Origin of the sequence: Streptomyces sp. NPDC013157, assembly GCF_042899865.1 — a bacterium.
Lineage (GTDB): Bacteria > Actinomycetota > Actinomycetes > Streptomycetales > Streptomycetaceae > Streptomyces.
In genome coordinates this window covers 45,012-58,397 of record NZ_JBIBAK010000025.1, presented here as the reverse complement: position 1 = coordinate 58,397, position 13,386 = coordinate 45,012, and the positions used below count along the sequence as shown (strand labels likewise).

8 protein-coding genes and 2 pseudogenes are annotated in these 13,386 nt (G+C 71.4%); 1 reads left to right on the top strand and 9 read right to left on the bottom strand.

Annotated elements, in window-relative coordinates:
* Position 1 precedes the first annotated feature (1 nt).
* The 9 genes and pseudogenes from ACFY6U_RS47360 to ACFY6U_RS47320 form a co-directional block, all read right to left on the bottom strand.
* On the bottom strand, positions 2-1,183 hold the full coding sequence (locus tag ACFY6U_RS47360) for a hypothetical protein (RefSeq protein ID WP_390048668.1): 1,182 nt from the start codon (positions 1,181-1,183) through the stop codon (positions 2-4).
* 160 nt (positions 1,184-1,343) lie between these two features.
* Positions 1,344-1,700 carry a hypothetical protein gene (locus ACFY6U_RS47355; protein WP_390048666.1) on the bottom strand — a complete coding sequence of 119 codons (357 nt, stop codon included), beginning with the start codon at positions 1,698-1,700 and terminating at the stop codon, positions 1,344-1,346.
* A complete protein-coding gene (locus ACFY6U_RS47350; protein ID WP_390048664.1) occupies positions 1,690-5,448 on the bottom strand; it encodes a hypothetical protein in 3,759 nt (1,252 codons plus the stop codon). Before ACFY6U_RS47350 ends, ACFY6U_RS47355 begins: the two co-directional genes overlap by 11 nt.
* Positions 5,449-5,757: 309 nt before the next feature.
* Positions 5,758-6,117, bottom strand: a pseudogene (locus tag ACFY6U_RS47345) (aminotransferase class I/II-fold pyridoxal phosphate-dependent enzyme); the annotation flags it as partial.
* Positions 6,118-6,177: 60 nt separating this feature from the next.
* Positions 6,178-6,570, bottom strand: a complete 393-nt coding sequence (locus ACFY6U_RS47340; RefSeq protein ID WP_390048662.1) for a hypothetical protein — start codon at positions 6,568-6,570, stop codon at positions 6,178-6,180.
* A gap of 1 nt (position 6,571) precedes the next feature.
* Positions 6,572-8,029: a hypothetical protein gene (locus tag ACFY6U_RS47335; protein WP_390048660.1), complete on the bottom strand. Its 1,458-nt coding sequence runs from the start codon at positions 8,027-8,029 to the stop codon at positions 6,572-6,574.
* Between the two features lie 629 nt (positions 8,030-8,658).
* Positions 8,659-9,096: pseudogene (locus ACFY6U_RS47330) on the bottom strand (aminotransferase class I/II-fold pyridoxal phosphate-dependent enzyme); the annotation flags it as partial.
* 157 nt (positions 9,097-9,253) lie between these two features.
* Positions 9,254-9,514, bottom strand: a complete 261-nt coding sequence (locus ACFY6U_RS47325) for a Txe/YoeB family addiction module toxin (protein ID WP_390048658.1) — start codon at positions 9,512-9,514, stop codon at positions 9,254-9,256.
* 10 nt (positions 9,515-9,524) lie between these two features.
* Positions 9,525-9,782, bottom strand: coding sequence for a type II toxin-antitoxin system Phd/YefM family antitoxin (locus ACFY6U_RS47320; RefSeq protein ID WP_037676836.1), 258 nt, complete (start codon positions 9,780-9,782; stop codon positions 9,525-9,527).
* 508 nt (positions 9,783-10,290) lie between these two features.
* Here ACFY6U_RS47320 and ACFY6U_RS47315 point away from each other — a divergent pair.
* Positions 10,291-13,365 carry an FG-GAP-like repeat-containing protein gene (locus ACFY6U_RS47315; RefSeq protein WP_390048656.1) on the top strand — a complete coding sequence of 1,025 codons (3,075 nt, stop codon included), beginning with the start codon at positions 10,291-10,293 and terminating at the stop codon, positions 13,363-13,365.
* Positions 13,366-13,386: the final 21 nt, after the last annotated feature.

Below are 13,386 nucleotides of genomic sequence, written 5' to 3'. Positions count from 1 at the left end.
CCTACAACGGCGTGTGCGCGTACACGACGAGGTACGTGCCGTAGCCGAACGAGAGCCCGGCCAGGGCCGTGACCACCACCGTCGCGTGCCAGGGCCGGGCTCTCGCTGTGCGGACCAGCGCCCGGGCCAGCGGGAGGAGCAGCGGGAAGGCCGGGAGCAGGAAGCGCGGCTTCGACTCGAAGAAGCCCGAGCCGCCGAGCGCGATCAGCAGGAGCACGGCGGTGTAGGCGAGCAGCGGGAACGGGGCGCGGTCCAGCGCCAGCAGGGCGAACAGGACCACCGCCGCCGCCACGATCACCAGCGCCATCGGGAAGACGAACCGGTCACCGCGCAGCAGCAGCGTGCGGACGAACGCCAGCGAGCCCCGGCCGAAGTCGAAGCGCGAACCCCACAGCCGCTGTACGCCGAAGTAGCCGCCCAGCGCGTCGCCGGTGCGGTGGCCGACCCACAGGACGTACGCGGTCCAGCCCAGCGGGGCGAGCGCCGCGCCCGTCCACAGCCTGTGGGTAACCCGGCCGCGGGCGCGGTGCAGCTCGCGGCCGGCGGCCAGCAGGACGGCCACCGCGACCGCGAAGCCGTTCGGCCGGGACAGACCGGCCAGGGCGGCCAGGGTGCCCGCCCACAGCCAGTTCCCGGCCAGCACGGCATACAGTGACCAGGCGGCGAAGGCGGTCAGGACCGGTTCCGTGTACGCCATGGACAGCACCACGGAGTGCGGGAGCAGCCCCCAGAGCAGCACCAGGGCGGCGCCCACGGCACGGCCGTGCAGCCGGGCGCCCACCGCGTAGATCCCGCCCGCGGCGACGGCGGCCGCCGCCCACGACACCAGCAGCCCCGCGCCGGCCCCGCTGAGCGGCGTCACGGCTGTCAGGGTCCGGATCAGCGCCGGGTAGAGCGGGAAGAACGCCAGGTCGCTGTGGACGATGCCGGGACCGAAGTACAGGGTGCGGCCGTAGCCGTGCGCCGCGATCCCCAGGTACCAGGCCGCGTCCCACGACCTCCCGAGCAGCGTCAGCGGATGCCGGCCGCCCGCCCAGGCGGCCAGCGCCAGCACGGCCATGCCGGTGAGCCGGGCCGCCGCGAACAGCCCCACGGCAACCCCGCCGGCGGTGACGACGGACAGCCGGGCGCGGGGCTGCTGCGCGACGGGCGGGGCGAGGGCGGTGGTGCTGGCGTGGCTCACATTCGCACAGTGCCGGGCGATCGGGGCGCGTGCGAGAAATGTACGCCCGATGGGGGAAGCGCCCCGGAGAGGCGCGAGCCGCTGCGCCCCCTGGGGTGAGCCGCGAAAGGACCGTGCCCCGCCAGGATCGACCTGGCGGGGCACGGGCGGGTACGTGAGGTCAGTCGTCCTCGTCCTCGTCGGCCTCGAAACGCGGCAGGACGTCGGTGTCCATGCCGTATGTGCCGAAGAGGTCGACCAGGGCCCTGGTCATGGCGTCCAGGCCGGCTTCGCGGACGATCACGAGGTCGGGGATCTGGAGATACAGGCCGTCGGCGCACTCACCGGTGGTGGACCAGCGGTCCATCACCTCGGCGATCTTCCGAGGAGTCATGAAGCTGGCGGTCCACCCCTTGCCGTCACGGGCGCGGATGACCGCGTCGACGTCCTCGACGGTGTCGGCGTCGTCCTCCAGGCCGAGTACGTACGTGACGGAGAAGTCGGCCGTCTCCACGGTCACGAGCGGCTCATGAGCCATAGATCTTCAGCAACTCCTTGATGACGTTCGGCTCGTTCGGCTTGTCGGACTTGCCGATGATCTCGAAGCCGCCTTCGACCTCGCGGAAGAAGAGCCGTGCGCCCTTGTCGCTCCGAAGGTACCGGATGCCGTGCGAGAGGGCCTTGGAGCCCCTGCCCGGCTGGTCGTTGCCGTCCATCAGCTTGTTGATGAGCTGGTTCATCTCGCGCTGCACGTCCTCGTTCTTCGTGGACTTCTCGGCGAGCTTGGCGAGCCTGCTGTTCTTGCCGAGCGCCGAGGTCACGCAGATCTTCGGCTTGCCGGCGGCGGCCAGTGCCGCGGTCTTCGTGGTGGCCGCGTGGAACGCGGCCGGCCGGGCGGCGGCGGTGCCTGCCGCGAGGAGGCACGATACGGCGCTCTGGCCCTTCTTGACCCGGTCCAGGACCGTACGGAGCCGGTCCAGGGTGTCCTTGGCCTTGTCCAGTTTCTCCCAGAAGGAGTAGATGCCGTTGCTGACCCGGTAGATCGCCTTGCCCACGGCCGGAACCTTGGTGACGGCCGCGCCCACGAGGATGACGTTGACCAGCGTCCACAGGCAGCCCTCGACGTCGCCCTGGGTGAAGCACTTCTTGGCGTCCGTGTAGCCCAGCTCGTCGAGGAGGATCTGGCCGCCGTTGTCGACCACCCAGTCCATGACGTCCATGGCCAGCAGCTGCCTGGCCGCTCGGAAGTCGTCCACGCAGGACTGGCCGCACTGGGCGAGGAGCAGCGCCTCCTCGCTCTGGGAGAGGTCCGCTCCCGTGTCGGGCTTGGGGCCCTCCAGCGCGGCCCTGCGGGCTTCCTCCTGCTCCTTGAGGAACTCCTGCTCGGCGCGGTCGGCCGCCCCGTCGGCCGCCTTCGCGTCCTCGCCTGCGTTGGCCGCGGACTTCTCCGCGGCGTCGGCGTCCTTCTCCGCCCGGGTGGCCGCCGAGTCCGCGGCGCCGGAGTCGCGGGTGGCGGCGTCGGCGGAGGCGCGGGCGTTCGTGGCGCTCTGCTCGGCCTCGGTGGCCTCGTCGTCCGCCGCGGCGGCCTCGCTGGAGGCGTCGCGGGCGGCGCTGTCGGCGTAGAACCAGTCGGTGCCCGCCTGTGCGACGTACTCGCTGGTCCTGGCGTCGGCCTTCTTCGCCGCCTCGGCGGCCTTGGCCGCCTCCGCTGCCGAGGCCCGGGCCTCGGCCACGGACTTGAGCGCGGCCGCCGCGTCGGCCGCCGCTGCCGCTGCCGCCTGCGCGGCGAGCTTGGCGTCGCCGGCGGCCTTGTCGGCCAGCGCCTTGGCGTCGGCGGCGGCCTTGGCCGCTTCCTTGGCCTTGGCGGCGGCCGCGGCTGCCTGCTGCTCGGACAGCGACATGGAGGTCTGGCCGATCAGCACGGCGAAGGCGGCCGCGGTGTCCGACTCCCGGTACGGGGTGCCCGCCGCGATGGCGGTGTTGGCGGGCTTGATCACCTCGGTCGCCGAGTCGCGGGCCGCGGCGGCCGCCTGGCCGGCCGCGTACGCGTGTCCGGCGGCCTCCGCCGCCCAGGCCCTGGTCTTGGCGGCCTCGTCGCGGGCCGCCTGGGCCTCCTGGCTCGCCTTGAGAGAGGCGGCCTGGGCCTTCTTGGCCTCCTTCTCGGCCTCGGCGGCGTTCGCCGCCGCGGCTTCGGAGGCGTCGATGGCCTCGGCTGCCGCGGCGTGCGCGACCGCGCCCGCGGCGACGGCCGTCTGGTAGGCCGACCACGCCTTGTCGGCGGCCGCGCGGGAGCGCTGCGCGGCGGCATCGGACCGGGTGGCGGCGGCGCGTGCGTTCTGCGCCGCGGTGCTCGCCTCGCCGGCGGCGGCGTGCGCCCGGCCGGCCGCGCCGGCGGCGTCGTCGGCGGCGGCCCGGGCGGCGGTGGCCGCCTCCCGGGTCTCGCCGGCGGCGCTGGTGCCGACGGCCGCGGCGGCGGCCGACTCCAGGGCGGCGGCCCGGGCGGCGCCGGCCTTCTTGGTGCGCTCCGCCTCCTCGGCCTTCTCCCGTGCGGCGGAGGCCTGGCCCTCGGCCAGGAGTGCTGTGGTGAGCTGCTCGTCGGCCGTCCTCGCGGCGTCCTCCGCCCGGTCACGGGCGGCGCCGGCCGTCTCGCGCTCGTCGGCCGCCCGCTGCTCGGCCGCCTTCGCCTTGGCCCGTTCGTCGGCCGCGTTCCGGCGCTCCTTCGCGGCGAGGCCCTTCTCCTGCTCGGCCTTGGCCCGCTGCGCCTTGGCGGTCTCTGCGGCGGCGCGGGCCGTCTCCTGTGCCCGCTCGGCGGTGGCCTGCGCGTTCTTCGCCCTGGTGGCGTTGGCGGCGGCCTCCTTGGCCAGCGCGTCCGCGGACGCGGCTGCCGCCTTCGCCTGCGCCGCCGCCTCCTGCGCGGCGATCCGCCGGAACTCCGTGTTGACGGCGTGGGCCTGGCTCTGGGAGAGCGCGAACAGCGACTTGCTGTCGGCCACCGTCGCCTTGGCGGCGTTCACCGCGGTCTGTGTGGCCTTCGCCGCCGCCTGGGCCGCCGCGTACGAGGCCTTGGCGACCTGCACCGACTGCTGCGCGTACAACAGCCCGCGACCGCGTGGTGTCCTGGCCGCGTCGGCGATGACGTACGCGTCGTTCTGCGCGGTGGCGGCCTGCTCCGCGGCCGTCTTGGCGGCAGTCACCGCCTTGTTGGCCAGCGCCAGTTGATCGGCGGCCTTCTTCTGGGCGGTGGCCAGGTCCGCCTTGGCCTGGGTGAAGACCGCGGGCTTGGGCCGGTGGATGTCGTCCTTGGGCTGGGCGGCCCAGTACTTCTGCCAGAGGAGGATCTGCTCGGCCAGCCATGCCTGCCCGATGGACTCGATCATCGTCTCGGTGGCCTTGCGGGCCTCCGCGGACGCGTTCGCCTCCGCGGTCATGATGGTGGCGCGGGGCTTGGCCTGGGCGGCGTACTCCTGCTCCCACTCCTGGTCGGCCGTCGCGACCACGGGGGTGAGGATCCGCCGGGCGTCGACGGGGTTGAAGCTGTCGCAGTCGCCCCAGGCGACCTTGAGTGCCTCCACCTCCATGCGGTACTCGGCGGAGCCCTCCTCCAGCGGCTTGGTGACGAAGCCGCCGTGGCGCAGGAAGGAGGCGACGTCGCTCGCGGTGGTCGAGTTGTAGGGCCCCTTGACGTCGCCGTCCCGGAACATGGAGCCGGCCGCGAAATCGTTCCAGCTGTCCTGGCCCTCGATCGCGGCGGCGATCTTCTTCGCCTGCTCGACCGAGGCCGGCGTGGGTACGCTCCGGCCGTCCTGCCCCAGCCGGCCGTACAGGTCCTGCTGCGGGCCGAGGGTGAACGCCACGACGTCGGTGTCGAACTCGGGGGCGTGGTAGCTGGTGCCCGAGTCCCACCCGGTCTGGGCGTAGATCTTGTTCGCGCCTTCCCAGCGCTCCTTGCGGGCCCTGGACTGGTTCAGGTACTCGGTGACGCCGTCCTTGTCCTTGGACAGGGCGTCACCGAGGGGGCCCAGGCCCCAGAGAACGCCGTCGAGAGCGGTGGCGAGATCGGCATCGGTGCCGTTCAGCGCCTTCGCGGCCGCCGACTTCAGGGCGGGGCCGCCGATGTGCAGGGCCACGCCGGCCGTGCACCGGTTGACACGGGGCTGTTCGCCGAGGCTGATCCGGAACCGGCCGGTGTCCGGATCCTGCGGCGGCGGATCGTCGGCCCGGGCGGGCGTCGCGTACACCAGTCCCGTCAGTACCGCGGAAGCCGCCACCAGAGCGGTGCCCGCCATCCCCCTTGAGCGCAAGGCTCTTCGCATGTTGTCGCCTGTCTTCTGGACGATTGGTTCGGCCCAGGAAGAGAGCAGGCGGGCATGGCTGTGCGACAGCCTTGGTCGGATTGCGGACACAGCCTCGTCGAGAGAAGCGGTCAGCTGGTCGAGTATCGCGTGTACTGGTCAGGCACACGTCCCCCGCGCCCTCTCCCTCAGGGCCTCACAAAAGGTACACAGGAAACAGGAGTTCGGTAAAGAGTTTCCCATCCCCGGCTCTGCTGAAGTAAAGCCGGGGGTGTGCCACGCGCGGCGCCACGGCGGCCGGGCGAGCCGGCGCAGCCGCTCCGCCGCCTCCTTGAGAACCTCCGCCCGCTTGCAGAACGCAAAGCGGACGAACGGCGCCCCCGCCTCCCGGTGGTCGTAGAAGACCGCGTTCGGGCGGATGTCCGTGGTGATGAAGTACGTGCCGGCGGTGTCGTAGACCTCGAAGCCCGCCTCCGCCGGCCCCGCCGCGAGGATGTCCCGCTTGGTCCGCATGTCCCGGCGGAACGCCTCGAAGTACGCGTCGGGAAGTGCGAGGGCCTCCGCGACCGCGTACCGGAAGGGGCCCGAGGCGACGTACGTCAGGAACTGCTTCGCCGAGCGCACCGCCGTGACCGGCTCCGGCGTCGACGTCACCCGGCCGACACCGCGTTCGCGCACTCATTCGAGGGTACGTGCGACACCAGAACTGCCCTGGCAGGGGTTTCAGAACAGGGCCGTCACGCTGTGCTGGATGGCCGCCACGTCCGCCGCCACCGTGGCGGTCGCGTGGACCCCGGGGGCGATGAAGCCGAGCCAGCGCAGGAGCGTGCTGCGGCGGGGCTCGTCACGGGCGAGCTCGGCCTCGACCTGCTCGGCGGCCTCGACCAGTTCCGCCCCGTCGTCGTACCGCTCCTCGTTGCGGCGCAGTTCGTCCAGCAGCAGGCTCGCCGCAGCGCGGAGTTCCGCCACGGCCGCGGCGTGCTCGGCCGGAGTCGGAGCGCCGGTCGCCGTGGCGTGTCCCACGGCGACCGTGCTCTGCTCGATCCGCACGTCCCGGCCGGCCTGAATACCGCTGACGTGACCCGCCGCCCCATGAGCCTCGTGATCGGGCATCATGTCACCTCTGCTTGGCTGGCTGCGGCGGGTTGTTCCACTGGCCGCCGCCTCCGGCGCGGACGGCGGAGCGGGTGATGGAGATGTCGCGTCCGGCGAACAGACCCGAGTTGTAGATGGTCGTTTGCCGCTGGATCAGGTCGCTGGAGTCGATGTTGTGGTTCTCCAGGAACTCCACCAAGGCGTCCAGCACACGGTGTTCGATCGTCTTGGCATACAACTCTCGGTCCAGCGACTGGAAGTAGCGGTGGTAGAGCTGGTCGCTCGCCTCCTCCCGGAGGCTGAACTCCGCGCCGTAGTCGAAGGAGCGCAGGCGGATCCTGCGCTCCTGCCGACGTTGCTCGCGCCGCTGCGCGAGCGGTGCGAAGAGATCTCCGACGACCGCGAACGGAGCCCGGACCAGAAGGATCGGGGTGCGCAGAGCCGCCTCTCCCACCAGTCGGCACCACTGCCGGAAAGTGGGGGAGTCCAGCAGCACGTCCACGGTCCGGTACCGCTCACGTACGGGTGCGAGCAGACAGTTGGTGCCCTCGATGAACGCCATGTCACGGTCGGGCAGAAGCGCACACCTCAGGAGCAGGGTGCTGACCAGCTCGCCGCTCCATCCGGCGACGCGAATCGCCAGATAGGGCCGCGCCCTGCCCTTGCCGTCCTCGCGCAGATCGCGCAGGAGGGCGTCCGAGACCTGCGCTCCGGGTGGTCCGGCCCGGTTGCGCAGCACCTCGGCCCGGGTGCGGTCGTCGATTCCGATCAGCAGGTCGGCCCCGTTGACCAGGAGCACGTCGGCGATGTCCATGCCGGGCAGCTTGAGCGCCCCGACCCGGGCGGAGATATGGGCGTTGAGCTCGTGGACGGTGAAGGGGATGACCTGCTTGCCGGTCTCGGGGCGCCCGGTGTTCAGCGCGAACGACCATGTGCTGTAGGTCAGGCCGTGCCCGACGAAGGGCTCGAAGCGCGAAGAGACCACGACATTGCCACGGTCACGGAGTTCGATCGCCTCGATGCGTGCGGCCTCCATGGCCGTCGGCGGTCTGGGTGCTTGCCTGGGGTCGAAGTTCTCCCGCTTCAACTGCCGCGAGACGACTCGGTAGTGCACGGACAGCAGTTCGGCGGCCACGATCACCCAGGCGGCGAGCAGACCTAGGAGCAGGGATCCGCCGAAGGTGAACGGCAGGGTGACCACTACGACGAGCAGCAGAAGGAGGAGTACGACATCCCGCCGCTGCTGCCGGCCGCGGGCGGCCAGCGCGTGCCGCAGCACGCAACCGAGGTCCACTCCGGGCGAGGAGGCTGCGGCACGGCGCGGCTCGTGCACGATCCGGGCCACGGCCTTGCGGGCGAGCCCGATGTCGGTGTGCATCGCGGCGCACAGATACCGGGTGACGTCGTAGGTGAAGGGAGGGGGCGCTCCCTCCGAGGGTGCCGACTGCGGCAGGGGCGGGAAGTGAGCCGGCGTCCGCACGGCCTCGGACGCGGGCGAGACGGGTCGCGTGGACCGCGGAGGAACGGGTGAGTGGCCGCCGGAGGCGTCATCAGGTGGATCAATGGACGAGTTCATCGCTACTGCCTAGGGGATTTCCGGCAACTGCGGCGGACGCGCGCTGAGGCGCTGTGCCTGATCAGCAGGCTACCCAGGGCGCCACCCACTTTACTCCGATTTTTCTCTTCTGCAGCTTTTGTCACATCAGGCTCGAAGGCCGCACAAGCCCTGTCGGCGTCTGCATCGAGATGCCACGTGCCGCTTCGAACTGTGGGCGGAACACGCGCTGTTGTGCCTTCGTCGCGGGCTGGAGGGGCTGTCGGGCGCGCTTGTCACCCGTCCGGCACCGCCCCGGCTCGGCCGCCACTGGAGCGGGCCCGACCGCGACGCCCCCTCCGCCCGGTCGGAGACGGCGATCCGCAGCCTCCTGCACCTGAGGACGGCCCTGTGCCCAGGTGGCGTACTGGGATGATGTGCAGTCTGTGTTGCCGAAGCTCCGGCCGAAACCGAGGCCGAGGCGCGCGCCGCGAAGGTGTCTGCTGACACGCGACTCACGTGGCTCCTCCGGTGCGGGGCGCGGTTCCACGGAGCGGCCCCGGACCGTGCGGCTGTTACGCGGCCAGCGACTTGAGCCGGGAGGCCGCCTCCTCCAGCACGCTCGTCCGCTTGCAGAAGGCGAACCGTACGAACGGGGCGCCGGCCTCTCGGTGGTCGTAGAAGACCGCGTTGGGGATCGCCACGACTCCGCAGCGCTCGGGCAGCGCACGGCAGAAGGCGAAGCCGTCGCTTTCGCCGAGGGGGCGGATGTCGGTGGTGATGAAGTACGTGCCGGCCGAGCGGAAGACCTTGAACCCGGCCCGCTCCGGACCCGCGCCGAGCAGTTCTCGCTTGGCGAGCAGATCGGCGCGCAATTCGTCGAAGTAGCTGTCGGGGAGGCGCAGCGCTTCGGCGACGGCGTACTGGAAGGGGCCGGCCGATACATACGTCAGGAACTGCTTGGCTGAGCGCACGGCGGAGACGAGGGCGGGCGTCGACGTCACCCAGGCCACGCCTCGTTCGCACACCCATTCACGCGTGGCGCACCGGGCTCACCAGGGTCAGCTGTCGCCGACCGAGGCGCAGGCTGAGAAGTCCGCCGCTCTCCGCCGCACGACTGAAAGCACCGTGCGGATGGATCGGGACCGGTGGATCGCCGCGGTTCACCGGTCAGCTCTCGTAGTGGTAGCGGCACTGTGCGATCAGGACGGCGTCCTCGGTGGCCTTGTAGATCAGTCGCTGCTCGTCGTTGATGCGGCGCGACCAGTAGCCCTGGAATCCGTGCTTGAGCGGTTCCGGTTTGCCGATCCCCTCGTTGCCTTTTCGGGCGATGTCCGCGATGAGCGTGTTGATGCGCTTGAGGATCTTCCGGTCCTGTAGCTGCCACCACAGGTAGTCCTCCCAGGCACGGGAGGAGAAGGTGATCTTCAACTCGGGTCCCTCATTCGTCGGTCGCCAGCTCGCGTACGGTGCCGCCGCCGTTCTCCAGCTCGTCGATGGAGGCGAGCAGGCGTCGGGCGTTGGCTGGGCTTCGCAGCAGGTACGCGGTCTCCTTCAGGGACTCGTAGTCCTCAAGGGAGACGATGACGACCGGCTCATGTCCGGCCCGGGTGATGACGACCTCCTCGCGGTCGTCGGTGACGGAGTTGAGCACCTCGGCGTACCGCGCGCGGGACTCGGAATACGTCATGGTCTTCACGATCAACCCTCCTTCGACGTACAAGAAATTGTACGTCTTGCTCTGTGGTGCGACAAGCGCAGGCACGACGGTCGGGAGCATGCGGCCTCCGATGCGGACGTACCGGGCGGGTGGGGCCGGGCGGGTGGGGCCGGGCGGGCTACGGGGAGTGCGAGGACCGACCTGCGGCGGCGGTCGGAGCGCGAGCGCTGTGCGAAGCCTTTCCGCCGCTTCCAGCCGCTGCGGCAGGGAGCTTTTTGTCCGCCGCGTGGCGACGGCATCGACGTCACCGACAACGGCAGGTGCGCCGAGAAGGGGCCTGGGGGCGCCGACGCGGTGGCCGTCGCGAAGACGATCAGGATCTCGTCGTACCGGCGCCTCAGAGAACTCTGTGGCCACTGTTATCCTCAACTTGCCGCGTGCAGGGGGAAGTTCGGGGGCCGGATATTTCGCGGCAGCGTCAACGCACGCCTTTCGACCGTCGACCTCCGTCACGCCTCTTTCCGCCGGAAGCCCTCAGGAGGCGACGATGGCTCGTCGTACCACCGCCCGTGGCGTTGTCGCCGCGCTGGCAGTCCTCACCGTTGTCGCCGGTCCCGGTCCGCTCGTCGGCACGGCCGATGCGGGCGACGGCGCCGGGAGCACCGCACTCGCGACCGAGAAGGTCTTCCAGTCCGACCGTTACCAGCCCCGCGCCGACCGGCTCTACAGCGCCGGTGCCGACGGCTACCTGCATGCCCAGGAGGGCCGTTCCGGCTATCTGTGGACGTCGTACGCCACCGGGGCGACGACCGAACTGGGCGAGCTGTCGCGACTCGAACTCGCCGGCTACCTGGGCTCGTCGTCCGACATCGTGACCGACGTCGTCTCGCCCACCCAGAAGGTCGTCCTCCGTGACCTCTCCGCCGCCACCAGCGCCGACGTCACCCTCACCCACGGCACATACATGGCCACCTACGGCGCCCATGTGCTGACCCAGGCCCAGGACACGGACGGCAGCCGCAGGCTGTGGCTCTACGGCGGCGGCGCCCCCACCGACGGCACCCTCGCCGACGGGTGGCCGGCCGGGATCACGTCGAACTTCCGGGTGCTGGGCGGCGACAGCGGCACCGCTGTCGTCGGCTACGCGCTGGGAGGCGTGCAGCACCTGGCGCTGGTGGACCTGGCCGCGGCGAAGGTCACCGGCGACGTGACCCTGTCCGCCGCTCCGGCAGCCGTCGCGTTGAGCGCGGACCGGTTGGTCTGGTACCCGTCCGGCACCACGCCGACGGCGCACGTCCTGGACCGCGGTGACCTCACCTCCCCCGGGACGACGGTGACTCTGCCCGGCACCGAGGGCACCCCGTCGGTCGGTATCACCGGGGGCTGGCTGGTGGTGGCCCGTACCGTGCCGTCGGACCCCTCCAATCTGGCCGACGAGTCCGGCGAGCAGCTCATGGCCGTCCCTGTCACGGGCGGCGCCCCGGTCACGCTGCTCCGCCACGCGAACAGCTCCGTCGTACCCGCCCCCGACGGCAGCCTGCTGGTCGTCGGCGGCACCGACGCCGGGCACTGGGCGGTACGCCGGGTCACCGGCACAGGCGCGGACACCCCGGTCCCGACCGAACTGACCGCCGTACCGCCGATGGCGGCGAAGATCACGCGGCTGTCGCTGGAGAACGGCACCCTGGCCACCGACGAGGCCGACAGCAGCTTCATGGGTGCGTACTACACCCGGCCGGTCGCCGCGGACGGGACACCCGGCACCCGGACCTGGCGGAAGTGGGACGGCCTCGGTTCGGGGCCGTATGCCACCGGAGACGGCCGCGCCGTGACGTTCACCGCCGACTCCGACCCGGTCGGCTCGTACGTCCAGTCCGTCGACAGCGATGACCAGGCCGGCTTCTTCTACCTGCCCTCGGCTTCCGGCACCGTCCTCGACGTCACCGGCCGCTACGCGGTCGTCAACGGTTCCTCCCCCAGCAAACAGTACGTCGGCGACCTCGGTGTCTACACCGACCTGCAGCCCGTCCTCACCCGCTCCGTCACAGCCGCCTCCGTCTGGGGGACCAGCCTGTGGACGCCGGGTTCCGGCAACGGTGTCGTCACCGCCAGGAACCTGAAGACCGGCGCGATCGCCGCCACCGTCAGCACCGGCGCGCCGTGCGTCCCCAAGGAGCTCCAGGTGGTGAGCCGCTGGATCTACTGGTCCTGCGGGTCCGGCGGGACGGCCGGCGTCTGGGACCGTACGGCGAAGAAGAACATCCCCGTCCCCTCCGGCCAGGTCCAACTCGGCGACGGGTACCTCGTCCGGCAGGACACGACGACCGGGACGCTCCTCCTCACCGCCTTCGCCGACGGCACCGCGGCCACCCGTGAGATAGCCGACCTTCCGGCGGCCACCTCCGGCGGGCGCGGGACGACCTGGACCGTGGACAAGTTCGGTGGCCCCGTCGCCTACGTCGACGCGGACCACCGGATACACCTGGTGCCCAGCGGGGTCGCCACCCAGCCGCTCTCCGCCGTCGAGTCCGAGACGAGCGGCAACGCCGGAGAGAGCAGCGCGGCCGGCGCCCCGTGGTGGCAGTGGCGCGGACTCCTCTCCAAGCCCGCCGCCTCCTGGACGGCCACCCTCACCAGCAAGGCCACCGGCGCCGTCGTCCGCACCCTGTCCGGCGGGGCGGTGCAGGGCGACCTGACCGTCCGGTGGGACATCCGCGACGCCCGGGGCGCGTTCGTCCCCAACGGCACCTACGCCCTCACGGTGACGATCCCGCCCGCCGACGGCTCGGGACGCGCGCTGACCGTGTCGCAGACGGTGAAGGTGTCCGACGGGGCCGCCGTACGCCACGACTTCACCGGTGCCGGTTCCTGGGCGCCCGACGGAAACGGCGACATCCTGACCCTCAACTCCTCCGGCACCATCAGCTACCGGCCGGGCACCGGCACGGGCACCCTGGGCAAAGCCATGTCCGCCTCCGGCTGGCCCGCCTCCGTGAAGCTCGTCCCGTTCGGCGACCTCGACGGCGACCGGCGCAACGACATCCTCGTCCGGTTCAGCAGCGGCGAACTGCGGGTGTACCGGACCATGCTCGGTCAGGCGTTCCTCACCAACACCCCGCACACCTCGCTGGGCAAGGGCTGGAACCAGTACGACGTCCTGACCTCGCCCGGGGACATCAGCGGCGACGGCCGTCCCGACCTCATCGCCCGCAACTCCGCCACCGGCGCGGTCTACCTCTACAGGGGGACGAGCACCGGAAAGCTCTCCGCGCGCGTGAAGCTCTACGCCGACTGGAAGACGTACAAGAAGGTCGTGGGCGTCGGCGACCTCAACGGCGACGGCATCGGCGACTTGGTCGCCCAGGACAAGTCCAACAACCTGTACCGCTACTACGGCAAGGGCAACGGCACCTTCTCCGCACGCGTGAAGCTGTCCTCCGCCTGGGGCGGCTCGTACAACACCGTCATCGGCGTCGGCGACCTCACCGGCGACGGCAAGGCCGACCTCCTGTCCCGCGACACCTCCGGCAACCTGTGGCGCAACAACGGCAACGGCAAAGGGGCGTTCGGCGCCCGCACGAAGATCGCCACCGGGTGGCAGGGGTACAAGGGGATCTTCTGAGTGGTGACGAAAAACGCGCCG